Source organism: Geopseudomonas sagittaria (assembly GCF_900115715.1).
GTDB classification, from domain to species: domain Bacteria; phylum Pseudomonadota; class Gammaproteobacteria; order Pseudomonadales; family Pseudomonadaceae; genus Geopseudomonas; species Geopseudomonas sagittaria.
The window spans coordinates 1-22,749 of the sequence record NZ_FOXM01000029.1 but is presented as its reverse complement, the minus strand read 5'-3'; the positions used below and the strand labels follow the sequence as shown (position 1 = coordinate 22,749).

At 66.5% G+C, this 22,749-nt stretch carries 23 protein-coding genes and 1 pseudogene; 16 read left to right on the top strand and 8 right to left on the bottom strand.

The annotated features are described in order from the left end of the window. Nucleotides 1–20 precede the first annotated feature (20 nt). Nucleotides 21–614 carry a hypothetical protein gene (locus tag BM297_RS20745; RefSeq protein ID WP_092435614.1) on the top strand — a complete coding sequence of 198 codons (594 nt, stop codon included), beginning with the start codon at nucleotides 21–23 and terminating at the stop codon, nucleotides 612–614. A 50-nt stretch (nucleotides 615–664) separates the two neighbouring features. On the opposite strand, the gene BM297_RS20740 is transcribed toward BM297_RS20745, so the two are convergent. The 4 genes from BM297_RS20740 to pedF all read right to left on the bottom strand — a co-directional run bounded on the left by BM297_RS20740 (nucleotide 665) and on the right by pedF (nucleotide 3,831). Then, nucleotides 665–1,603 (bottom strand): quinoprotein relay system zinc metallohydrolase 1, encoded by a 939-nt coding sequence (locus BM297_RS20740; RefSeq protein WP_092435610.1) that lies wholly within the window; start codon nucleotides 1,601–1,603, stop codon nucleotides 665–667. 25 nt (nucleotides 1,604–1,628) lie between these two features. Next, nucleotides 1,629–2,369, bottom strand: coding sequence for a quinoprotein dehydrogenase-associated SoxYZ-like carrier (locus BM297_RS20735; RefSeq protein ID WP_175526708.1), 741 nt, complete (start codon nucleotides 2,367–2,369; stop codon nucleotides 1,629–1,631). Between the two features lie 112 nt (nucleotides 2,370–2,481). Continuing rightward, nucleotides 2,482–3,387: a substrate-binding periplasmic protein gene (locus tag BM297_RS20730; protein WP_092435604.1), complete on the bottom strand. Its 906-nt coding sequence runs from the start codon at nucleotides 3,385–3,387 to the stop codon at nucleotides 2,482–2,484. 6 nt (nucleotides 3,388–3,393) lie between these two features. Beyond that, nucleotides 3,394–3,831, bottom strand: coding sequence for a cytochrome c-550 PedF (pedF, locus tag BM297_RS20725; RefSeq protein WP_092435601.1), 438 nt, complete (start codon nucleotides 3,829–3,831; stop codon nucleotides 3,394–3,396). A 322-nt stretch (nucleotides 3,832–4,153) separates the two neighbouring features. Between pedF and exaA the strand changes: the two genes are divergently transcribed. Together exaA and BM297_RS20715 are read left to right on the top strand one after the other, a co-directional pair. Next, on the top strand, nucleotides 4,154–6,028 hold the full coding sequence (gene exaA / locus BM297_RS20720) for a quinoprotein ethanol dehydrogenase (RefSeq protein ID WP_092435598.1): 1,875 nt from the start codon (nucleotides 4,154–4,156) through the stop codon (nucleotides 6,026–6,028). Between the two features lie 158 nt (nucleotides 6,029–6,186). Continuing rightward, entirely contained in the window at nucleotides 6,187–6,840 is a 654-nt protein-coding gene (locus tag BM297_RS20715; protein WP_092435594.1) for a pentapeptide repeat-containing protein, read from the top strand. A 186-nt stretch (nucleotides 6,841–7,026) separates the two neighbouring features. Here BM297_RS20715 and BM297_RS20710 read toward each other — a convergent pair whose 3' ends face one another. The 3 genes from BM297_RS20710 to BM297_RS20700 are packed head-to-tail and all read right to left on the bottom strand — an operon-like array spanning nucleotide 7,027 to nucleotide 9,427. Beyond that, nucleotides 7,027–7,671: a response regulator gene (locus BM297_RS20710; protein ID WP_092435592.1), complete on the bottom strand. Its 645-nt coding sequence runs from the start codon at nucleotides 7,669–7,671 to the stop codon at nucleotides 7,027–7,029. Then, nucleotides 7,668–8,963, bottom strand: coding sequence for a HAMP domain-containing sensor histidine kinase (locus BM297_RS20705; RefSeq protein WP_092435589.1), 1,296 nt, complete (start codon nucleotides 8,961–8,963; stop codon nucleotides 7,668–7,670). Before BM297_RS20705 ends, BM297_RS20710 begins: the two co-directional genes overlap by 4 nt. 26 nt (nucleotides 8,964–8,989) lie before the next feature. Then, nucleotides 8,990–9,427: a cupredoxin domain-containing protein gene (locus tag BM297_RS20700; protein WP_092435586.1), complete on the bottom strand. Its 438-nt coding sequence runs from the start codon at nucleotides 9,425–9,427 to the stop codon at nucleotides 8,990–8,992. Between the two features lie 156 nt (nucleotides 9,428–9,583). Here BM297_RS20700 and BM297_RS20695 point away from each other — a divergent pair, with 156 nt between their 5' ends. The 8 genes from BM297_RS20695 to BM297_RS20660 all read left to right on the top strand — a co-directional run bounded on the left by BM297_RS20695 (nucleotide 9,584) and on the right by BM297_RS20660 (nucleotide 16,069). After that, nucleotides 9,584–10,753 (top strand): ABC transporter substrate-binding protein, encoded by a 1,170-nt coding sequence (locus BM297_RS20695; RefSeq protein ID WP_092435583.1) that lies wholly within the window; start codon nucleotides 9,584–9,586, stop codon nucleotides 10,751–10,753. Between the two features lie 41 nt (nucleotides 10,754–10,794). Next, entirely contained in the window at nucleotides 10,795–11,763 is a 969-nt protein-coding gene (locus BM297_RS20690; RefSeq protein ID WP_092435580.1) for a YVTN family beta-propeller repeat protein, read from the top strand. Then, nucleotides 11,760–12,482, top strand: coding sequence for an ABC transporter ATP-binding protein (locus BM297_RS20685; RefSeq protein ID WP_092435577.1), 723 nt, complete (start codon nucleotides 11,760–11,762; stop codon nucleotides 12,480–12,482). The genes BM297_RS20690 and BM297_RS20685 overlap by 4 nt, the downstream gene beginning before the upstream one ends. Then, nucleotides 12,479–13,270: an ABC transporter permease gene (locus BM297_RS20680; protein ID WP_092435574.1), complete on the top strand. Its 792-nt coding sequence runs from the start codon at nucleotides 12,479–12,481 to the stop codon at nucleotides 13,268–13,270. The genes BM297_RS20685 and BM297_RS20680 overlap by 4 nt, the downstream gene beginning before the upstream one ends. A 229-nt stretch (nucleotides 13,271–13,499) precedes the next feature. Then, on the top strand, nucleotides 13,500–14,057 hold the full coding sequence (locus tag BM297_RS20675; protein ID WP_092435570.1) for a PQQ-dependent catabolism-associated CXXCW motif protein: 558 nt from the start codon (nucleotides 13,500–13,502) through the stop codon (nucleotides 14,055–14,057). Nucleotides 14,058–14,098: 41 nt separating this feature from the next. Further along, nucleotides 14,099–14,764: a response regulator transcription factor gene (locus BM297_RS20670; protein WP_092435626.1), complete on the top strand. Its 666-nt coding sequence runs from the start codon at nucleotides 14,099–14,101 to the stop codon at nucleotides 14,762–14,764. A gap of 230 nt (nucleotides 14,765–14,994) precedes the next feature. Beyond that, a complete protein-coding gene (locus tag BM297_RS20665) occupies nucleotides 14,995–15,669 on the top strand; it encodes a hypothetical protein (protein ID WP_139231104.1) in 675 nt (224 codons plus the stop codon). A gap of 7 nt (nucleotides 15,670–15,676) precedes the next feature. Beyond that, nucleotides 15,677–16,069 carry a VOC family protein gene (locus BM297_RS20660; RefSeq protein WP_092435564.1) on the top strand — a complete coding sequence of 131 codons (393 nt, stop codon included), beginning with the start codon at nucleotides 15,677–15,679 and terminating at the stop codon, nucleotides 16,067–16,069. A 156-nt stretch (nucleotides 16,070–16,225) separates the two neighbouring features. On the opposite strand, the gene BM297_RS20655 is transcribed toward BM297_RS20660, so the two are convergent. Continuing rightward, on the bottom strand, nucleotides 16,226–16,879 hold the full coding sequence (locus BM297_RS20655) for a hypothetical protein (RefSeq protein ID WP_092435559.1): 654 nt from the start codon (nucleotides 16,877–16,879) through the stop codon (nucleotides 16,226–16,228). 351 nt (nucleotides 16,880–17,230) lie between these two features. Between BM297_RS20655 and BM297_RS20650 the strand changes: the two genes are divergently transcribed. From BM297_RS20650 to BM297_RS20630, 5 genes and pseudogenes are all read left to right on the top strand, one after another. Next, on the top strand, nucleotides 17,231–17,821 hold the full coding sequence (locus BM297_RS20650) for a hypothetical protein (RefSeq protein ID WP_092435556.1): 591 nt from the start codon (nucleotides 17,231–17,233) through the stop codon (nucleotides 17,819–17,821). A gap of 566 nt (nucleotides 17,822–18,387) precedes the next feature. After that, entirely contained in the window at nucleotides 18,388–20,043 is a 1,656-nt protein-coding gene (locus BM297_RS20645; RefSeq protein WP_092435553.1) for a flavin-containing monooxygenase, read from the top strand. Nucleotides 20,044–20,123: 80 nt separating this feature from the next. Further along, the gene (locus BM297_RS20640) at nucleotides 20,124–21,173 is read left to right on the top strand and encodes an alpha/beta fold hydrolase (RefSeq protein WP_092435550.1); all 1,050 of its coding nucleotides are present in this window, start codon (nucleotides 20,124–20,126) and stop codon (nucleotides 21,171–21,173) included. A gap of 84 nt (nucleotides 21,174–21,257) precedes the next feature. After that, nucleotides 21,258–22,235, top strand: coding sequence for a transporter (locus BM297_RS20635; RefSeq protein ID WP_092435547.1), 978 nt, complete (start codon nucleotides 21,258–21,260; stop codon nucleotides 22,233–22,235). 362 nt (nucleotides 22,236–22,597) lie between these two features. Continuing rightward, a pseudogene (locus tag BM297_RS20630) lies at nucleotides 22,598–22,749 on the top strand (NAD(P)(+) transhydrogenase (Re/Si-specific) subunit alpha); the annotation flags it as partial.

Genomic DNA, 22,749 nt, shown 5'->3' with positions numbered 1-22,749 from the left:
GCCCACCATGGAGGGACTGCATGCTGCTAGCCTTGATTATTCTCTGGACGATCGTTGCGGCGACCGCCAGCGCCGTCGCCGTGCGGCTGCGCAGGCGCTACCGGTTTCCCCTGTGGCTCGCCCTGCTGATCCTCTGGTCGCCGTGGCTGCTGGCCATTCTGGCGGTCGCCCTGTTCGTGCTCGGCGAATACCTGCGCGCCGCGCGGATCGACGAACTGACCCCGCCGGACGAACTGCGCCGCCAGCTGGAGGACGGCGCGGCCCGCGATCCGCGCGCCCTGCTGCAGGCCGGCGAGACCAGCGTCTGCCTGTTCCACTCCTACGACGCGCGCCGCGTCGCCACTGCCGGATCGCCCCAGCTCGTCGCGCTGCAGGACCTGCACCTGCCGGCCGACGACGGCTGGTGGTATGTGGCGTTCTTTCGCGGCGAGACGCTCACCCGCCTGCATCTGGTTGCCTCGCAGCCGGTCGAGACCGGCTGCCTGATCCGCGAGGCGGCCGACTGGCCGTACTCGACGTTTCATCGCGAGGTGCGCAATGGCCGCTATCCAAGGGATTGGCGGGAAGCGATGAAGGAACGAATGGGATTCGCGGCGAATGGGGATGAGCAGTGATGGCGTGATGGGTATCGCGTTGCTCCACCCATCGACCAGGCAAGCGCGGACTACTCCCCCGCGTCCACCCGCCGAAACACCTGCGCCTCGTACCTGGGGTACAGGTGGCTGACCGTGCGGATCAGCTCGAAGCGGGTCAGGCTGATGGCGGCGAAGCGTTCGGGAATCGGCGCGCGCATCGCCTCGTTCATGTCCTTGCCCTCGGCCACCGCCTCGCGCAGCAGGCCATCGAGCCAGCCGAGGTAGTCGCGCATCTGCGCGAAGGGTTCACGCCCCGTGGCGAGCGGACCGTGACCCGGAACCAGCAGTTTGTACGGCAGCTTCTCCAGCGCGGCCAGATCGGCCAGCCAGACGTCCAGGCCCGGCGTCTGCGGGGTGGTCAGCGCGCGATGGTAGAACACCAGGTCGGCGGCGAACAGCACGCCGGTGGTCTGGTCGAAGATCGCCAGGTCGGCGCCGGTGTGGCCGCTGAAGGCCAGCAGCTGCAGGCGATGGCCGCCGATCTCGCGCACGCCGGGCTCCAGCGTTTCGCCCGGCAGCAGCACCTCGGTGCCGCGCATCCAGTCGCCGAGCAGGCGGTACATGTTGTCGGCGAAGGCGCCGCCCTGCTCGGCGAGCAGCTCGCGGGTGCGGGGCAAGGATGCGATGGGCACGTCGCTGAAGGCCTGGTTGCCGAACACGTGGTCGGGGTGGTGGTGGGTGTTGATCACCAGGGCGATCGGTCGGTCGGTGACCCGGCCGATGGCGGCGCGCAGGGCCTCGCCGTAGCGTTTCGAGATGCCGGTATCGATCAGCACCACCCCGGCCTCGGTGACGATGAACGCCACGTTGACGATGTTGCCGCCGTTGCTCGCCGCGAAGTTCTCCGTGCTGCCCTCCAGCAGCCAGGTGTCCGCGGCGATCTGCCGGGGCTGCAGGTCGTAGGCCAGTTCGGCCGCGACCAGCGGCAGGCTGAGGAAGATCGCCACAAGCAGGCTCAACAGTCGCATGGTGCCTCCTTTCAAGATCGCCGGCTCAGAACGCCGCCTCGAACTCGTTGCCGTTGTTGTCGCGCAGCCACAGGCGCGCTCCGGCGTCCGCCTCGCCCAGCTGCAGGGTCAGGGTCGGGTTCTCGCTGACCGAGGGGTGCAGCTCCAGGCTGGCCAGCACCGAGCCGTCGTTGCCGCGCAGCTCGGCGCGCTCGATGAAGAACTCGGGGATGCCGCCGGACAGGCCGTTGTCCATCGGGTGCGCCACGCGCAGGCGCAGGCGGCTGCCCTCCCCGGCCGGGAAACGCGCGCCGAAGATCTCGCCGAGGTGCTCCTCCCAGCCGGCCTGGGCGCGCACGGCGCTGGGCGCGGTGCAGCCGCCGCCGGCGGCGTCGACGCGGGTCGAACCGACGTGCCAGACGCCGTCGCGGGTCAGCACCGCGGCGCGCAGCGGGGTGGCCTGCTCGACGCGGATGTTGAGGGCGATGCGCGGCGCCACCGGACCTTCGGGGAAGAAGCTGAAGATCTGCGCGATGGGATTGAGTTCGGCCCAGGCGACGATGCGCACCACTTCCTGGCCCAGAGCCGTGGCGTCGATGCTGATCGGCACCTGGCGCGAGTCCTCGGCGAACGGCGGCGCGGTCAGCACCACCCGCTCGTCGAACTCGTAGGGCGCCGCGCCGAGGAAGCGCGTCTGGTGGAAGCTCCACATCGGCGACTGCAGCGGATCGGCATCGCCGGCCCAGGCCGGACTGCTCAGCAGCAGCCAGCCCAGCGCCAGGCCCATGCTACGTATGGTCATTCCCTGCCTCCCGTCCTCTGACTGGATGATGCCCACGGGACGCGGAGCGTCCCCGGACACACTCCCACGCGGGAGCGTGGGAGCGATCATTCCCCCATCACTCGCCGTGGGTCTGCGCCTGCACCTCGCCTTCGTACAGCTCCGGCACCTCGTAGCGCAGGCCGTAGCGGGCGTAGATCTTCGCCAGTTCGCCGGAGCCGATCAGCTCGACCAGCCCGCCCTCCAGGGCGTAGGCCAGCTGGCGATTGCTCTCGTGCACCGCCATGCCGATGTCCCACTGCTGGCGGCCCATTTCCGGATAGGCGTTTTCCGCCGCCTTGAGCTGCGGGTCGCCGGCCTCGTGGAGCAGCCAGTCGATCTCGCCGCGCATGGCCATCACCGCGTCCACCTTACCCTCGCGCATGGCGGCGAAGGCCAGCGGCGGGCTCGGGTAGTGGCGGGTGTTGCGGCTCATGCGCCCGCCGAAGGCGGCACTGAGGTAGAACGACGGCACGCTGTCCACCTCGACGCCGATCGGGTGATAGGCGAACACCGCGACGCTGGGCACTTCCTTCAGGCGGCGGGCGTCGTGGGCCACCTGCCAGCGCTCGCGCTGGTAGGGGGCGAACATCACCACCAGCTCGTTGACCATCTCGCCCAGCTCGTTGCGCTTGTAGGAGAACTCGCGGTCGTAGGGCACCCGCAGCATCACGTCGGCGAGTTCCTCGGGGCGCAGGTAGTGGCCCTTCCAGACGAAGTTGCGCAGATCGTCGTCGAGCTTCTCGCCCGGCGTCATCCACATCAGCTCGAGCTTGAGCCCCTGGCTGGCAGCCAGCTGCTGCGCCAGCTCGACGTCGACGCCGCGGGCCTGGCCGTCCTCCTGGAAGCTGTAGGGCGGGAAGTTCTCGTACACCGCCACCTTGAGCACGCCCGAGGCGACGATGTCGTCGAACGGTCGAACCTGCGCCTGCGCGACCTGGGCAAGCGTCAGCAGACTGCACAACACCAGGATCAGCAGGCGCATGGCGGCTTACTCCTCGACGGCGACGCTTTCCAGGTAGCTGCGGATGGCCCACAGCGATTCCTGGCTGAGGTAGTCGGCCATCTTCGGCATGTACACGCGACCGTCGCGCACCGCGCCGTTGATCACCCGCTCCTTGTACCACTCGTCGCCCTCGATGCCGGCGTCCAGGTAGCGCAGGTCCGGGGCGATGCCGCCGGAGACGGCTTCCAGGCCGTGGCAGCGCGCGCAGTTCTGGGTGTAGGCGGAGGAGCCGATCTCCACGGCCTTGGCGTTGTGCTCGGAGGGCGCGCGGTAGGGGTTCTCGTCACGCCATTCCTCGCCCAGCTGCTCCAGCTCGGCGGTATTGACGGCCTGCGGCGTCACGTCGCCATGAGCCAGGACCTGGGTGGCGGCGCCCAGCGCGAGGGAGGCCAGCAGGGCGTGCAGCAGTTTCTTGTTGTTCATGACGGTACCTCGTTTCGATGCGGTGCAAGGCGAAGCATTCCGGGACGGGAATGCGTTGATCGCATCTTAGGGACGCAGCGGCCACCATCAGTATTCTGCTTTGGTGCCCGAGCCCTACTCCCTTGGTAGGAGACTTTGGAAGCGGTCCGTTCAGGCCTTCGGACAGGGTCCTTGGTAGCAGAACAAATCATTGATTCGAAAGGGATTTTTTCCCGAGCACAGCGGGAAGGCTTCCCTATCCGGCGAACCGGGCCGGGATCACCATCGGGGTGAGCGGCTGCCCCACGGCAGCCTTCCACCACCGATCAGGGACACCGCCCCCATGACAACAAGAGACATCCTGCCCTCCGCTCCGCGTCCGCTGGGCCGCGCCATCCACTGTCTGATCCTCGCCGCGGGCCTGGGCATCGGCCTGCCGGCACTGGCCAAGAGGGTCAGCTGGGAAGACATCGCCAACGACCATGTCAGCACCCAGGACGTGCTGCAGTACGGCATGGGCACCCACGCCCAGCGCTACAGCCCGCTGGCGCAGGTCAACGCCGACAACGTGTTCAAGCTGACCCCGGCCTGGTCCTACTCCTTCGGCGACGAGAAGCAGCGCGGCCAGGAATCGCAGGCCATCGTCCACGACGGGGTGATCTACGTCACCGGCTCCTACTCGCGCGTGTTCGCCCTCGACGCCAAGACCGGCAAGCGCCTGTGGACCTACAGCCACCGCCTGCCCGACGACATCCGCCCGTGCTGCGACGTGGTCAACCGCGGCGCCGCCATCTACGGCGACAAAATCTACTTCGGCACCCTCGACGCCGCGGTGGTCGCGCTGAACAAGGACACCGGCAAGGTGGTGTGGAAGAAGAAGTTCGGCGACCACGGCGCCGGCTACACCATGACCGGCGCACCGACCATCGTGAAGGACGGCAAGAGCGGCAAGGTGCTGCTGATCCACGGCAGCTCCGGCGACGAGTTCGGCGTGGTCGGCCAGCTGTTCGCCCGCGATCCGGAGACCGGCGAAGAAGTGTGGATGCGCCCGTTCGTCGAGGGCCACATGGGCCGTCTGAACGGCAAGGACAGCACCCCGACCGGCGACGTCAAGGCGCCGTCCTGGCCGGACGATCCCAACCACCCGACCGGCAAGAAGGAAGCCTGGAGCCACGGCGGCGGCGCGCCCTGGCAGAGCGCCAGCTTCGACCCGGCCACCAACACCATCATCGTCGGCGCCGGCAACCCGGCGCCGTGGAACGGCTGGGCGCGCACCGCCGAGGGCGGCGATCCGAAGGACTTCGACAGCCTGTACACCTCCGGCCAGGTCGGCGTCGACCCGAGCACCGGCGAGGTGAAGTGGTTCTACCAGCACACCCCCAACGACGCCTGGGACTTCTCCGGCAACAACGAGCTGGTGCTGTTCGACTACCAGGACAAGGCCGGCAAGACCGTCAAGGCCACCGCCCACGCCGACCGCAACGGCTTCTTCTACGTGGTCGACCGCAAGAACGGCAAGCTGCAGAACGCCTTCCCGTTCGTCGACGGCATCACCTGGGCCAGCCACATCGACCTCAAGACCGGCCGCCCGGTGGAGAACCCCGGCCAGCGCCCGGCCCCGCCGGCACCGGGCGAGAAGCACGGCAAGTCGATCGAGGTGTCGCCGCCGTTCCTCGGCGGCAAGAACTGGAACCCGATGGCCTACAGCCAGGACACCGGCCTGTTCTACGTGCCGGCCAACCACTGGAAGGAGGACTACTGGACCGAGGAGGTCAGCTACAAGAAGGGCGCCGCCTACCTCGGCCAGGGCTTTCGCATCAAGCGTATGTACGACGACCACGTCGGCATCCTGCGCGCGATGAACCCGACCACCGGCAAGGTCGCCTGGGAACACAAGGAGAAGCTGCCGCTGTGGGCCGGCGTGCTGGCCACCAAGGGCAACCTGGTGTTCACCGGCACCGGCGACGGCTACTTCAAGGCCTTCGACGCCAGGAACGGCAAGGAGCTGTGGCAGTTCAACGTCGGCACCGGAATCATCTCGCCGCCGATCACTTGGGAGCAGGACGGCGAGCAGTACATCGGCGTGACCGCCGGCTACGGCGGCGCGGTGCCGCTGTGGGGCGGCGACATGGCCGAGCTGACCAAGCCGGTCGCCCAGGGCGGCTCGTTCTGGGTATTCAAGCTGCCGAGCTGGGATAGCAAGACTGCCCAGCGCTGAGGAAATGGTATCCGCTCATGCCCTGCGATTTGTCGGCCCTGGTGCAGGGCAATCGTGAGCGGACGACCACCGCCGGGCTCCCCTCCGCAGCCCGGCGCCCTTTACGGAGGCGCCCGCGTGCGCCTCCGCCTTTTTTGCCCGCTTACAGGACATCCGCCATGAAGCCATTGCTCTCGCTCCTGCCCCTCGCCCTGCTGCTGGCCGGCGCCGTCGCCCAGGCTGACGACGAGGGCGTCACCGTGATCAACGGCTGCCGCCTGGAGGTGGACAGCCAGTGCCCCGGCGCCGACCTGCGCGGGGCCGACCTGCGCCATCTCGACCTGCGCCGCATCAACCTGGCCGGCGCCGATCTCTCCGGCGCCGACCTGCGTCACGCCAAACTGGACCTAGCCAATCTGGAGAAGGCCAAACTGCACCAGGCCGACCTGACCCGCGCCAGCCTGCAGCAGGCCAACCTGCGCCTGGCCGACTTTTCTGGCGCGCGGCTGGTGGCGATCAACGGCTGGGCCCTGCACGCCCAGGCCACGCGCTTCAGCGGCGCCGACCTGACCGCCGCCAACCTGGAATTCGCCCGCCTGTCCGCGGCGCGCCTGCACGATGCGAATCTCACCGCCGCCAACCTGGAAATGGCCTGGCTGAGCAAGGCCGACCTCAAGGGTGCCAGCCTGCGCGACGCCAACCTGCAGGAAGCCAAGGTCAACGACGCCAACCTGGCAGCCGTCGACCTCGCCGGCGCCCGCCGCCACTACGCCACCTTCCAGGGCACCAACATGGAAGGCTGCAGGGAGTGTCCGCTGGATTGGGAAAAGTGAGGTTGCGGTGGGGCAGCGCATGGCCGTCCCCAGCCCTCCCCCAAGGGGGAGAGGGAGCAGGCAGGGTGCGCCATGCCCGACGCGCCCGCTCCAAGCCATTGCGCTCGGGCAGCGATCTGCCGCAGCGACGCACTCCCCTCTCCCCGCGGGGAGAGGGGCCGGGGGTGAGGGGGTAGCGGCGAGCGCCTACGCCCCGGCCTGCCCGACCCGCAGCAGCCCGGTATCGATGGCCAGGTGCACCAGCTCGCCCTGGCTGGCGACCTGCAGCTTGCTCTTCAGCAGGGTCTGGTAGTTGGACACCGTCTTGGCGCTGATGCACAGCTGCTCGGCGATCTGCCGCAGGCCGACGCCGCGGGCGAGCATGACGAAGATCTCCAGCTCGCGCTGGGTCATGCCGCGCAGGCGCGGGTCCTGACCGTCGCTGCCGGCGCAGGCCAGCGCGGTGGCCAGGCCGTGCTCGAGGTAGGTCTGCCCGGCCAGCACCTTGCGTACCGCCTCGAGCAGCACCTGCGGCGCTGCGCTCTTGGTCAGGTAGCCGCTGGCGCCGGCTTCCAGCGCCTTGCGCACCACCGGCAGCTCGTCGTGCATGCTGAAGAACAGCACGCGCAGCTGCGGCTGGCGCGCCAGCAGGCGCCGCGCGGTTTCCAGGCCGCTGATGCCGGGCAGGCCGACGTCGAGGATCACCAGCTCCGGGCAGTCGCGGGCAACCCGTTGCAGGGCCTCCTCGCCGCTGGCCGCCTCATGCACGCTCACGTCATCGAGCAGGGTCGCCAGCAGACTGGCATAGCCCTGGCGCACCACCGCATGGTCGTCGACTATCAGGATGTTCATGTCGCCCACTCTCGCCAGGAAATCTCCACGCACAGGCGCAGGCCGCGGGGCTCGCCATCGTGCAGTTGCAGGGCGGCGCCGAGGCAGCGCGCCCGTTCGCGCATCGAGCGCAGACCGACGCCCTCGCGCAGCGGCGTCGGCAGGCCGCCGCCGTCGTCGCTCACTTCCAGCTGCAGCAGCGCACCGCGGCAGGTCAGGCCGACCCGCACCCGGCTGGCGCCGGCATGCCGGGCGACGTTGGTCAGCGCCTCCTGCAGCAGGCGGAACACGTGGGCGCGCGCCTCCTCGCCGAGCACCGGCAGCGCCTCGTCCAGCTCCAGCACGCAGGGCACGCCCTGCTGCGCCTGCCACTGCTCGACGTGCTGGCGCACCGCCCCGCCGAGGCCGAGGCGCTCGAGCACTACCGGATAGAGGTCACGCACCAGGCTGCGGAAGCTCTGCTGCATCTGTTCGCTGGTCTCCAGCAGGCGCTGGCTGATCGCCTCGACCTGCTGCGGGCTGTCACGGCAGGCGCCGAGCAGATACAGCTGGGCGCGCATGCCGGCGAGGATCTGGCCGAGGTCGTCGTGCAGCGCCTGGGCCAGGTGGGTGCGCTCGCGCTCCTGGGTGGCCAGCAGGGCGGCGGTCAGCGCCTGGTTGTCGGCGCCGGCCTGCTGCAGGGCCTGGGCCATGGCGTTGACCTGTCCGGCCAGGCGGCGCGCCTCAGGCTGGGCGTAGGCCGGCAGGCGGGTGTCCAGCGCGCCGCCGGCGATCGCCTGCAGGGCGCGCAGCACGTCGGTGAGCAGATGGAGGCCGCGGCGCACCAGCCAGGCGCTGGCACCCAGGCACAGCAGCCAGGCGACGAGGAACAGCGCCAGCAGCTGCAGCAGCGACTCCCACACCTCCTCCAGTTCGTCGGCGGGGCTGACGCGGATGCTCAGGCTGCGGCCGTCGGCCAGCACCAGCCGGTACACCGGCAGGTCGGCGAAGCGCCCGGCCAGCCAGGCGGCCAGCGGGTTGCCGCCCAGCGGATTGCCGCCCAGCGGGTTGTCCTCAATGTCGCTGCTGGCGCCGTCGCCCCAGTCCAGCTCCAGATGACGCAGGTTGGCGGTCAGGCTGGCGTCGAGCAGCGCCGGATCGTCCGCCGCGCGCAGGGCGAGAAAGCGCGCCACACTGTCGGCGGCCTGCAGTTCGCGGCGGATGTCCAGCTCGGCCTGGCGCAGCACCAGCAGCAGACAGACCAGCAGCACGGCGACGAACAGGCCGCTGACCAGCAGGCTGGCGCGGCCCAGGGCGGAAAGCGGCGCGGCCATGGTTCAGCGCTCGCGGGTCGGGATGCTTAGCGCACCACGAACACGCCCTGCATGCCCTTGCCTTCCAGGCCCTTGGCGTAGAAGCGGTACTTGCCGGGCTTGATCGGCACGAAGTAGATCTCCGCCTCGCCGGCGTCCTCGAACTCCAGCTCGGTGAGGGTCACCGCCTTGATCTCCACGCCGCCGGCCTCGACCTTGCGCAGGTAGATGGAGGTGGCCAGCTCCGGCGCCTGGAAGGCGTACTCCTTGCGCCCGCTGGCGATGATCTTCAGCTGGTAGGCCTTGCCGGTTTCCAGCTGGTACTCGGTCTGCGACATGCTGTAGTCGCTGGCTTCCGAGCCGAGCACCAGGTCGGGCAGCGCCTCGCTGCGGCGGGTCAGGTCGCCGGCGGCGCTGGCGCTATCGAAACCGACCATGCCGAGGATCAGCAGGGCGGGCAGGGACAGGGTTCTGAGCAGGGACATGGCGAAGACTCCGGAGCTTTAATTGTTGTGGCCCCATCCTAAAAGCTGCATCCCGGCGCCGAATCAGTACCTTGGTACCAGTGCGGCGCTACTTTCTGCATATTTGCCAGCCCCCTCGACCTTCCTAAGCTGGCAGCAACCCCATCGGAGGCTGCCATGCGCACACTGCTGCCCTGCCTGTTCACCGCCCTCGGCCTGCTGGCCAGCGCCAGCGCCAGCGCCAATCTCGACATCCGCATCGGCTACCTCGGCTATGCGCCGGAGCGCGGCCCGGTGCTGTCCAACGTCATCCCCGAGCCGGTCGACGCCGGCCTGCGCGGCGCCGAGCTGGCCATCGCCGACAGCAACAGCACCGGGCGCTTCCTCAAGCACAGCTACCGCCTGGAGACCGTCGAGGCGGCCAGCGGCGCGGCCCTGCTGGCGCAGGCGCAGCAACTGCACGCCAGCGGCCTGCGCCTGTTCGTGGTCAACGCCCCGGCCGACAGCCTGCGCCAGCTGGCTGCGGCGCTGCCGGACAGTCTGCTGTTCAACGCCGGCAGCGCCGACGACAGCCTGCGCACCGACCACTGCGCGGCCAACCTGCTGCACACCCTGCCCAGCCGCGCCATGCTCGCCGACGCCCTCGGCCAGTTCCTCGCCGCGCGCAAGTGGAACCGCGCCCTCCTGATCCCCGGCCCGACCGCCGACGACCAGGCCTACGCCGACGCCCTGCGCCGCGCCGCCAAGCGCTTCGGGGTGAAGATCGTCGCCGAGAAGCCGTGGACCTTCGACAACGACCAGCGGCGCAGCGCCCAGGCGGAGATGCCGCTGTTCACCCAGACCGCCGAGTACGACGTGGTGCTGGTGGCCGACGAGCGCGGCGACTTCGGCGAGTACGTGCCCTACCACACCTGGTACCCGCGCCCGGTGGCCGGCACCCAGGGCCTGACCCCGACCGGCTGGCACAAGACGGTGGAAACCTACGGCGCCGCCCAGCTGCAGAAGCGCTTCGAGGCGCATGCCAAGCGCTGGATGAACGACCGCGACTTCGCCGCCTGGATCGCCGTGCGCAGCATCGCCGCCGCGGTCGGCAAGCTGAAGGCTGCCGAGCCGGAGGCGATCCGCCAGCTGGCGCTGTCCGGCGAACTGCCGCTGGACGGCTTCAAGGGCCGCAAGCTCAGCTACCGCGACTGGAACGGCCAGCTGCGCCAGCCGATCCCACTGGTGCACCCGCGCGCACTGGTCAGCACCTCGCCGCAGGACGGCTTCCTGCACCCGCTCACCGACCTCGACAGCCTCGGCTACGACCGCCCGGAAAGCCGCTGCCGCCTGAGCGGCGAAGCCTGAACGGCCCGCCCACGACAACAACAACGATTCGGAGAACTGCCATGCGCCACCTGCTGCTCGCTGCCACCGCCGCCGGCTTCCTGCTCGCCGGCCACGGCGCCCTCGCCGCCACCGCCTACGTCTCCAACGAGAAGGACAACACCCTCAGCGTGATCAATCTGGACACGCTGGAGACGGTGGAGACCCTCGAGGTCGGCATGCGCCCGCGGGGGCTGACCCTGTCCAGCGACCACAAGCTGCTGTACATCTGCGCCAGCGACTCCGACCGCGTGCAGGTGATGGACCTGGCCAGCCGCAAGATCATCAAGGAACTGCCCTCCGGCGCCGACCCCGAGCAGTTCGCCCTGCACCCCAACGACAAGTGGCTGTACATCTCCAACGAGGACGACGCGCTGGTCACCGTGGTCGACGTCGACAGCGAGCAGGTGCTGGCGCAGATCGACGTCGGCGTCGAGCCGGAAGGCATGGCGGTCAGCCCCGACGGCAAGTGGGCGGTGAACACCAGCGAAACCACCAGCATGCTGCACTGGATCGACACCACGACCCACGAGCTGGTCGACAACACCCAGGTCGACCAGCGCCCGCGCCACGTCGAGTTCAGCCAGGACGGCAAGCTGCTGTGGGCCTCGGCGGAGATCGGCGGCACGGTCACGGTGATCGACGTCGCCAGCCGCCAGCCGGTCAAGGTGCTCAACTTCGCGATCAAGGGCGTGCACCCGGACAAGGTGCAGCCGGTCGGCGTCAAGCTGAGCAGCGACGGCAAGTACGCCTTCGTCGCCCTCGGCCCGGCCAACCACGTGGCGGTGGTCGACGCCAAGACCTACGAGGTGCTCGACTACCTGCTGGTCGGCCGCCGCGTCTGGCACATGGCCTTCACCCCCGGCGAGAAGCAGCTGCTGACCACCAACGGCGTCAGCGGCGACGTCTCGGTGATCGACCTGGCCAGCCTCAAGGTCACCAAGTCGATCAAGGTCGGCCGCTACCCGTGGGGCGTGGTGGTGACGCCATGATCGGCCTCGAGGTGTCCGGGGTCAGCTTCGCCTATGGCGCGCGCCAGGCGCTGGTCGACCTCGACTTCGCCCTGGTGCCCGGACGCTTCAACGCCCTGCTCGGCCCCAACGGCGCCGGCAAGTCGACCCTGATCGCCCTGCTCACCCGCCTCTACGACCTGCAGGGCGGCGACATCCGCATCGGCGACTGCTCGATCCGCACCCAGCCGCGCCGCGCGCTGGCGCAGATCGGTGTGGTGTTCCAGCAGAGCACCCTGGATCTCGACCTCACCGTCGAGCAGAACCTGCGCTACCACGCCGCCCTGCACGGCCTGCCGCGCGCGCTGGCCACCGAGCGCATCGAGCTGGAACTTGGGCGTCAGCAGCTCGCCGAGCGCCGCCGCGAGCCGGTGCGCGCGCTCAACGGCGGCCACCGCCGCCGGGTGGAGATCGCCCGCGCTCTGCTGCACCAGCCGCAACTGCTACTGCTCGACGAAGCCAGCGCCGGCCTCGACCCGGCCAGCCGCCAGGCGCTCAATCAGCATGTGCGCCGCCTGTGTCTGGATGACGGCCTGACCGTGCTGTGGACCACCCACCTGTTCGACGAGGTGCAGGCCGACGACCCGCTGCTGATCCTCCACCGCGGCCGCCTGGTCGCCCGCGGCACGGCAGCCAGCCTGGCCGCGGAAGGCGAGGATCTCAGCGCCTCGTTCGCCCGCCTGACGGAGGCCGCTGCATGACCGCATACCTGGAATGCCTGCGCGGCATCGTGCTGCGCGAATGGCTGCGCTTCGTCCAGCAGCGCTCGCGCTTTCTCAGCGCGCTGGTGCGCCCGCTGCTCTGGCTGCTGGTGTTCGCCGCCGGTTTCCGCGCCGCGCTGGGCATCGCCATCATCGAGCCCTACGACACCTACATCACCTACGAGACCTACATCGTTCCCGGCTTGGCCTGCATGATCCTGCTGTTCAACGGCATGCAGGGCTCGCTGTCGATGGTCTACGACCGCGAGATGGGCAGCATGCGCGTGCTGTTGATGAGCCCGCTGCCGCGGCCGTTCCTGCTCGCTGCCAAGCTGCTGGCCACCAGCCTGCTGTCGCTGCTGCAGGTCTACGCCTTCCTCGCCATCGCCTGGCTGTACGGCGTGCAGCCGCCGGCCTGGGGCCTGCTGTATGCGCTGCCGGCGCTGCTGCTCGCCGCGCTGATGCTCGCCGCGCTGGGCCTCTTGCTGTCCAACGGCATCCGCCAGCTGGAGAACTTCGCCGGGGTGATGAACTTCGTGATCTTCCCGCTGTTCTTCCTGTCCTCGGCGCTCTACCCGCTGTGGAAGATGCGCGAGGCCAGCGAATGGCTGTACTGGCTGTGCGCACTCAACCCGTTCAGCCATGCGGTGGAGCTGGTGCGCTTCGCCCTCTACGAGCGCTTCAGCCTCACCGCCCTGCTGGTCTGCCTGGGCGTCACCCTGCTGTGCAGCGCGCTGGCCGTGCTGACCTTCAATCCGCAGCACGCAGCGCTCAAGCGCAGTGCCTGACTGAGCGGCACGCCCGCCATCGCGGCGCTCTTCTTCCGATCCTGCCGGGCCCCTCGGCCCGCGCAGGATCGGCGGAGTGCCAGCGCTAGCCATCCCTCGCCGGCCCGCCCGCCGTCGCCAATCCGGCGAAATTACTACTTTGGTAGCGCCTTTCGCCCCCTATCGCAGGATTCCCAAGGCACTGCTACTTGCCGGTAAATAGTCGCAAACAACAGGGGAACCCCCAGCCATGTCGCGCCTGCTCGCCGCCCTGCTCTGTCTGCCGCTGCTCGGCCTGTGCCTGCTGCAGACGCCGAACGCCCTCGCCGCCGAAGAACCACTGTTCTCCGCCGACGGCTATCGCCTGACCCGCCAGCGCAGCCCGACCCCGGCCACGGTGGACGGCGCGCAGACCATCGACACCGCCGCCCTGCAGCGGCTGCTCGCCGGCCAGCAGCCGCCGGTGCTGATCGACGTGTTCCGCCGCGCCTGGCTGCACGGCCAGTTCGCCGCCGACGAGGCGCACCACAACATCCCCGGCAGCCTGTGGCTGGCCAACGTCGGCGACGGCCAGCTGGCGCCGCAGTGGCAGGACTACTTCGCCCACTATCTCGACCAGGCCAGCGGCGGCGACCGCGCCCGGCCGCTGGTGTTCTACTGCAAGTCCGACTGCTGGCTGTCCTGGAACGCCAGCAAGCGCGCGGCCGCACTGGGCTATACCCGGCTGTACTGGTACCGTGACGGCATCGATGCCTGGCAGCAGGCAGGCCTGCCGGTGCAGGACGCCACCCCCGCACCGCTGCCCTGAGTGCAGTGCCAACGACAATTACAAGAATCCAGGTGAAGGCCATGTACAAGATCCTGATTGCCGACGACCATCCGCTGTTCCGCGAGGCCATCCACAACGTCATCAGTGACGGCTTCCCGGACAGCGAGGTGATGGAAACCTCCGACCTCGACAGCGCCTTGAGCCTGACCCAGGAACACGACGACCTCGACCTGATCCTGCTCGATCTGAACATGCCCGGCATGCACGGCCTCAACGGCCTGATCACCCTGCGCAACGAGGCGCCAACCATCCCGGTGGTGATCGTCTCCGCCGAGGAGGACAAGCAGATCGTCCTGCAGGCGATCACCTACGGCGCGGTCGGCTTCATCACCAAGTCCTCGCCGCGCGCGCAGATGACCGAGGCCATCGAGCAGATCCTCAACGGCAACGTCTACCTGCCCTCGGACATCATCCGCTCCAGCAAGCCGGCCCCGCGCCGCGCCAGCCAGGAGTCGTCGGGCATCCCGCCGGAACTGCTGCAGGCGCTGACCCGCAAGCAGCTCTTGGTGCTGGAGCGCATGACCAAGGGCGAATCCAACAAGCAGATCGCCTACAACCTCGACATCGCCGAGACCACGGTCAAGGCCCACGTCTCCGCCATCCTGCGCAAGCTCGGCGTGCACAACCGCGTGCAGGCGATCCTCAGCGCCGGCGACATCGACTTCAGCGCCTACCTGCGCCGCTGATCTTCCGCCTTGCTCCCTGCCCACATGGATGTGGGATCACGCTCCCCTCGTCCGCCCCGACCGCCTCCCCCGCACAGCCAGGCCCGCGCCCGCTTCTTCGCCTCAAGGCAAGCACGCCCCCTCCCGCGGCTGCGGACCAACACGCGCCCGGCCATGAACTAGGCTTTCCTGACGGATACCGAATGCGCGTCAGGCCATTCGAACTGCAAGGCGGCCAGCGGGAAAACGCCATGAGCGACGAAGACGAGAGCGACGACTCTTTTCTGGAAAGACACCACCACCTGATGCACCTGTACAGGAACCCGTTGCTCACCTCGACAGCCAGACGCGGGAGCGGCGGCGGGCTGGTTGCACTCATCCTGGTCACCTGGGGGCTCTACCTGCTGATCCGCGAGAACTGGCAACCCATCCTGCTGGTTTTACTGGCGCTCGCCGGGGTATGCGCAATCGTCGCGCTGATCCTCACCAGCTACGCCCCCACCAAGCGCGCCCCCGCGCCCAGCCCAAACCGGGAAGCCGCGACCGCCATCCGCAGCACCATCAGCAGCACGCCCAAGCTGGGCCGCTATGCCTGGTCGGCCTACGATCGCGTGCTGCTCGAGCAGTGGCAGCGCTTCGCGGCGACCGGCGTCACGCCGCCGCGGCGCAAGACCCTGGCCCGCAAGGTGCGCAAGGCGGCCGAACGGGACAGCCCGGCGCCCGAACCAGCGCCCCTCGGTCGCCAGGCACAGGCGATCCTCGCCGAGATCGCCGCCTCGCCCAGGCTGGCCCAGCATGCCTGGAGCTCCGACGAGAGCGGCCTGCTCGAGCAGTGGCAGCGCTACCAGAGCCTCAGGTTGCTGCCGATCCGGCGCAGCAAGCTGGAAAAGCGGCAGGCCGGAGCCGGCGCCAATGCCGCCAGGTAGTCCAGCCATGCGGGTGATCGTGAACATCGACGTCCCGGAGCTCGCGCCAGCGATAGACTTCTACAGCGCCGCTCTAGGCCTGCAGCTGAGCCGCCTCATCGCTGAGGACGTCGCCGAGCTCAGCGGTGCGTCGTCAGTCATCTACCTGCTGCGCAACCCCGCCGGCTCGCACCCCGTGCGCACCCTCCCCCTGCGGCGCCATTACTCCCGGCATTGGACCCCCGTGCATCTGGACTTCGTGGTGGATGACCTCGACGAGGCCGCGCAACGGGCATTGGCCGCGGGCGCGCTCCAGGAGAGCGCATGCGTCGAATGGAACGGCTCGAAATGCATCAGCTTCGCCGACCCCTTCGGCCATGGCTTCTGCCTGATCGAGTTTGCCGGGGATACCTACGCCTAGTGGCCTGTTTGGTTAGTCAATTTCGGCGCCCATGGCTCCGATACTGCATTGCCACTCCTCGCCATAGCCCTGCTATGACTCGTCGCGACGCCTTGTCTCGGAACCATGGTCATCCGAACTTGAGATAACCAACTAACCGCACAGGCCACTAGTCGGCTAGTCCGCCGCGAAGCAGTACAGCAGGCCGGCACCGCCCGACGACGCCAGCGCCTCGTTGCTGCAGCCGCCGCGCGAGAGATGCGAGGTATTCCACGAGCGCGCCGCAGCGCTGTCGTCCAGGCCCATGCGGTCGTGATGGCCGACCATCGCCGCGCCGCTGGTGCTGCTGGTCCAGTTGCCGCAGGTGCGGTCCTCGTCGCCTGCGAAGGCGGTGCCGTCGGCCTGCGAGCCGGTGAGGATGTCGTGCATGTTCGGCTTTTCGCCGCGGCCCTTGACCGGCATGCCGCGCTCGTCCAGCGCGGTTTCCCTGTTCAGGTTGTTGTCGCCGTGCAGCTGGGCCACGTCGCTGGCGACGACCACGCCCTTGGCGTTCTGCCACGGCCCCTTGCCGATGCGCTCGCGGGCATGCACCGCCGGCTGACCATTGGCGGCGCTGGTGCTGAGATAGGCGCGCCAGGTATGTCCACCGGCGCCGGCCGCCTCGGCAAGCTTCTGGCAATGGGCATCGGCACCGACCAGGCCGCCGAGATCGGCGCCCTTGCCCATGCCGACACTGGTTACGAAGAAGGACATTTCCGCCTGGGCAGCGACACTGCAGCTGAGCACCAGCGCGGCCAGTGCCACACGGCGGTCGAAGTGGATCGGGAACATGGGCAGCTTCTCCTGTGGACAAGGGCACCGCCCCTGGGCGGTGGGGGGATGACGCTTTTTCAGCCTAGTCGAGGCATGCGCTGCCCTGCGCACCCGTCCGTCCAGCGCTGCAGGGCAGCCTCGCACCGACGCAGGCTGTCTCCGTGCCAGCATCGACAAAACCGCCACCCCGGCGTGGACAGTCCTGCGGGCCCTGGGGTAGCGTTGTGCCATGATCGCTCGCGCCATGCTGCGAGCGGCAAGGGCTTGCCAATCCTGACGTCCACGCCAGGTACGACAAGGGAATGTCCTGCTGCAGAGGAAACTGTTGCTCCCCCTCTTGCGGCCGAATTTAAAGAGAGTCCCGTTTCCATGCACGAACTCGAGCTCAGATTCATCGAAGTGGCAAAACGTCATGCCCTGGTCGGCATGCAGGCAGCCAAGGCCCTGAACGACGAGCAAGACAAGCTTCAGCTCGAACTGGTGTTGACGCCGGAGCGCCTGGCCAGCCCGGAGGGCACGGCACAATCCAGGGCGACACTCGAGCAGCTGCGCGAGTTCATGCACATCCACAAGGCCGCATTCGAGCAAATGGCCCTGGCCTGCTCCACCGAGCTGGCCGGGACTCTGGCCGAGGTGCCGGTGCACCTGCAGGAGGAGTACCGCGCGGGCATCGTGACCTCGATCAACTGGCAACTCGAAGCGCAGAGCCTGCTCTACCGCAACCGCGAACGCTGGATTGCCGCAGCCTTGGAGATCTGTCAGCTCATCGACACCTGCCGCGACGCCGTGGTGTTCGCCGAAGAGGGCATGGGCTTCGTCAACGATGACGACCTCGAGCGCTTCCAGGCACTGTTCGCCGTCATCGAGGAAATCCACCAGCTCGAGGTGGCGCAGCTGAGCGAGCGCAGCCAGCGCCTGGTCCAGTCGTTGGCCGTGCTGGAGCAGGTTGTCCCAGCCTGATTTCGCGCCGGAGGTCCATCCGGCCGCGGTTCTGCCCCCCACAGAAATATCTACATGCATCGCTTCTGCTTCGCGGCACTGTCGCTTAGCAGCATGCTGCTGAGCTTCGGGGGCGAGGCGACAGTGATCAAGGGCTACGCAGCAGCCCTGAGCGAAATTGCCTGCACCTAGCATGGACCGACCAACGGTCGCTCGGTAGCGTCGACACTATGCGCTCGCGCGATGGAGGGGCGGCAAGGGCGTGCGAACCCGAACTTGACAGACTTCCTTTCCAGCTTTCAGCAAAGCGCTCGAAAGTGCTGTAAAGCGGATAAAAACTTGACCCACCATCCGGAATGGGTTGCCACGACATGACGCAACAAGCGTCTCTCAGGCTATTTCTTCAGTCGTGCAAGACCTGGCAGAAAAGCCACACCAAATTCTTCAATAGTTTCACCGTTTTTTTCAAGAGTGATGCCTATCTGCATTGTTACGGTCTCTCTGTGCCTTCGCCGCACCCCGCCGGTCGCAAAGAAAGTAAAGGCAACCAAAAAGTCAACATAAGCATAATAATATGAGGCCTCACAATGAGCACTCTTTTGAAACCCACCGCCCTGTCCCCCGATAACAGTAAAGTGACGCATCTGGATGCAATGGTAATTGGTGCAGGCGTTGCCGGCCTGTATCAACTGCATCGCCTTCGCGAGATGGGCTTGAAGGTCCGCGCCTACGACACGGCCTCCGGTGTCGGCGGCACCTGGTATTGGAACCGCTACCCCGGCGCCCGTTTTGACTCCCAGGCCGAGATCTATCAGTACTGGTTCTCCGAGGAACTCTATAAGTCCTGGCAGCCGACCGAGCGCTTCCCCGCCCAACCGGAAACCGAAGAGTGGCTGAACTACGTGGCAGACCGTCTGGATCTGCGCAAGGATATCCAGCTCAGTACCCGTATCGTTTCCGCGCACTATTGCGAGGAGAAAGGCCGCTGGAATGTGACGACGGCGGCGGGCGAAACGATCAATACCCAGTACCTGATTGCCTGTTGCGGCATGCTTTCCGCCCCGCTGACCGACCGCTTCCCGGGGCAATCCTCCTTCCGCGGCGAGATCCACCATACCGGCCTGTGGCCCAAAGATGGCGTCAACCTGAAGGGCAAGCGCGTCGCCGTGATCGGCACCGGCGCCACCGGTATTCAGGTGATCCAGACCATCGCGCCCCAGGTGGGATCGATGAAGGTGTTCGTGCGCACCCCGCAGTATGTGATTCCGATGCGCAACCCCAAATACAGCAAGGCAGACTGGGACAAGTGGGGGGCACGGTTCCACGAACTCAAGAAGCGCGTGCGTGAAACCTTTGCCGGCTTCGACTACGACTTCGACGCCGGCCCCTGGGCCGAGAAGACCCCCGACGAGCGCCGTGCCGTGCTGGAAAAACTCTGGGACGACGGCTCTCTGGCCCTGTGGCTGGCCTCTTTCCCCGAGATGTTCGTCGACGAACAGGTCAGCGAAGCGGTTTCCGCGTTCGTGCGCGAAAAGATGCGCCAGCGCCTGCAATCCAAGCCGGAACTCTGCGACCTGCTCATCCCCTCCTCCGCGGACTACGGTTTCGGTACTCATCGCGTACCTCTGGAAAACAAGTATCTGGAGGTATACCTGCAAGATAACGTCGAAGCGGTCGACTGCAAGAAGGCGCCTATCGAGAAAATCGTTCCCGAAGGTATCCAGACCGCGGACGGCAAGGTGCATGAGGTCGATATCATCATCCTGGCTGTCGGTTTCGACGCTGGCTCCGGCGCGCTCAGCCGCATCGATATTCGCGGTCGCGGTCACCGCTCGCTGAAGGAGCAGTGGCAGCAGGAAATCCGCACCTCGATGGGGCTGCAGATTCACGGTTACCCCAACCTGTTCACCACCGGTGCGCCGCTGGCACCGTCCGCTGCGCTCTGCAACATGACCACCTGCCTGCAGCAGCAGGTCGACTGGATCACCGGTTGTATCGACTTTGCGCGCAAGCACGGCAAGCAGACCGTCGAAGCGACCAAGGAGTTCGAAGATCGCTGGGTGCAGCACCACGATGAGGTCGCCTCCAAGACCCTGGTGGTAAAAACCGACTCCTGGTACATGGGCTCGAATGTGGATGGAAAGCCGCGCAGGCTCATTTCCTATATCGGCGGCGCAGGTAACTACCACCGCCGCTGCGACGAAATAGCTGCCGAGGGTTACCCGGGCTTCGCAATCGCCTGACGTCGACTTCCCCCACCGAATGAAGCTGCCACGGCGTTATTCGCTCGCGTCGCGGCAGCTCCATATCCAGGAGACCTGACATGACCGACTACTACTCGCAAGAGAATCATGGCCCTTTCGAATTGATCAATATCGGCTCCCTCGAACTCGAGGAGGGCTCCAGCATTCCTGATTGCCGATTGGCCGTGGCAATACACGGCACGCTCAACGCCGACAAGAGCAACGCGATTCTGGTACCGACCTGGTATTCCGGTACCAGCAAGATCATGGAGCAGGTATATATCGGCGAGGGCCGCGCCCTGGATCCGTCGAAATACTGCATCATCGTCGTCAATCAGATCGGCAACGGCCTCTCCACCTCGCCAAGCAATAGTACGCCTCCCCTGGCTGGCCCCGGCTTCCCGAAGGTCAGGATCGGCGACGACGTACGCGCCCAGCACCGATTGCTGACCGAGCACTTCGGGCTCGAGAGTCTGGCACTGGTGGTCGGCGGCTCGATGGGCGCCCAGCAGACCTACGAATGGGCGGTGCGCTACCCGGACTTCGTCAAACGCGCCGCACCCATGGCGGGAACAGCCAGGAACAGCTCGCATGACTTCCTGTTCACCGAAACACTCATTGAAGCCATCACCACCGACCCTGCCTATCGGACGGGCCTGTATGACTCACCGTCCCAGGTGGCCGCCGGGCTCAAGCGCCATGCGAAACTGTGGACGGTGATGGGCTGGAGTACCGAATTCTTCCGCGCCAATCGACACCAGGCCCTGGGCTTCGAATCGATGCAGGCCTTCGTCGACAACTTCATGACCGGCTACTTCGCGGAGATGGACCCCAACAACCTGCTGACCATGGCCTGGAAATGGCAGCGGGGCGATGTCAGCCGGAATACCGGCGGCGATCTCGCGGCAGCCCTGGGGCGCATCAAGGCCAAGACCTACGTGATGCCGATCTCCCATGACATGTTTTTTACCCGCAACGACTGCCTGGCCGAACAAGCGCTGATCCCGAACAGCGAGTTCAGGCCTCTGGACTCGATAGATGGCCATCTGGGGCTGTTTGGCACCGACGCCGAAATGCTGAAGCAGGTGGATGCCTATCTGCTGGAGCTGTTGTCATCCCCTGCCCCATGAAGTGAACCCGCAAAATCAACTCGAAAATAAGCACAGGACTCCTGTGCTTAACCCAACAAGAATTTATAACAATGCGGGAACAACATGAAAACAACAACAAAAGCCTGCCCTCTGACCTTGCAAAAAATTTACAATCCAGCCTTTGCCTCCGCCGGTGAATGCACCATCACCAAGAAGTCGAGCCGCCATATAGGCTCGACACTCCGGTCACTCCTGATCACTTCCTGCCTGCAATTCCCGATTCTGTGCCACGCCCTGGATGTTGATCCTGGCGACTACACCCCGATGCCCGCAGGCACAAAACTGGGACTTGTCTATCTGCAACATGCCGAGCGGGATGATTTTTTCCTGAATGGCGATCGACTCAGCGATAAATATAAGCTCGACTCCGATGTCGCCATTCTCAGGGGGGTCCGCTATCAGGATATTGCTGGCCACCTGACCAATATCCAGCTACTCCTGCCCTTTGGCCATCTATCCGCAGGCGAAGACATTGATGCTCTCGGCAGCGAAAGTGGCATGGCCGACCCCATTCTGGCCAATGCCATCTGGATCAACAAGGAACCATCACTGAGTCGAGCACTGGCCATCACCCAGTACCTTTTTCTCCCCCTTGGCGAATATGACAAGGACAACCTGATGAATCTTGGGGAGAACCGATGGAAATATGTCTTCCAGGGCGGTTACATGCATGGGCTCTCCAATGACATCATCATCGACCTTGTCGCTGACGTTACCTTCTTCGGCGACAACGACGACTACACACCTGCCGACCTGACGCTCGAACAGGACCCGCAGTACCAGGTGCAAGGCTTCATCCGGCACAAGGTGGGTGAAAAAGCCGCCATCCACGTTGGCTATTCCCGCCTGTGGGGAGGGGAAACAGAAGTGGATGGCGTCAGGCTGGGAGACGAAAGCAATCAGGAAAAGATGCTGGCCGGAGGCTCTTACTTCGTCACCCCACGAACACAACTGCTGGCGACCTTTGGCCGCGACATTTCGGTTGAAAGCGGCTTCAAGGAAGAGTCGCGGCTTAACCTCCGCTTGCTTCATGTTTTCTGAAAAACATTGCCTGCTTGAGGACGGTCTGGAAAGGACTTCCTGACCTGGTGAAATGGGACTTCCGCCTGCCCATCCGGAGCCATCGACGAAGCCAGCATCCTTCGCCCATGCTGAGTACTCCGGGAAGCGCAAGCAGAAACGCCCCAGCGCTTCCTGATCGAAATGGATCAGGAAGCGTCGTGGCAAGGCCAGACCGGGGCTATTTCAGCCCCGTCCTCAAACCGGATTGCAACTTTCGTACTGCTTTCAATTCAAGACCTTGTCGGTCATCCGGGCTTTGCACAGTGCCGTGACCGCTACACCTGGCTTGTTTGGGCAATACGGCCCCCTGCAACAACGATATTGTCCAGGAAGATTTGCCCGTGCACATCGGTATCCCACTCGAAACCCACGCCGGGGAAACCCGCGTGGCCGCCACACCGGAAACGGTCAAGAAACTCCTCGCCCAGGGCCACCAGGTCATCGTGCAGAGCGGTGCCGGCGTTGCCGCCAGCATCCCCGACGACGCCTACGC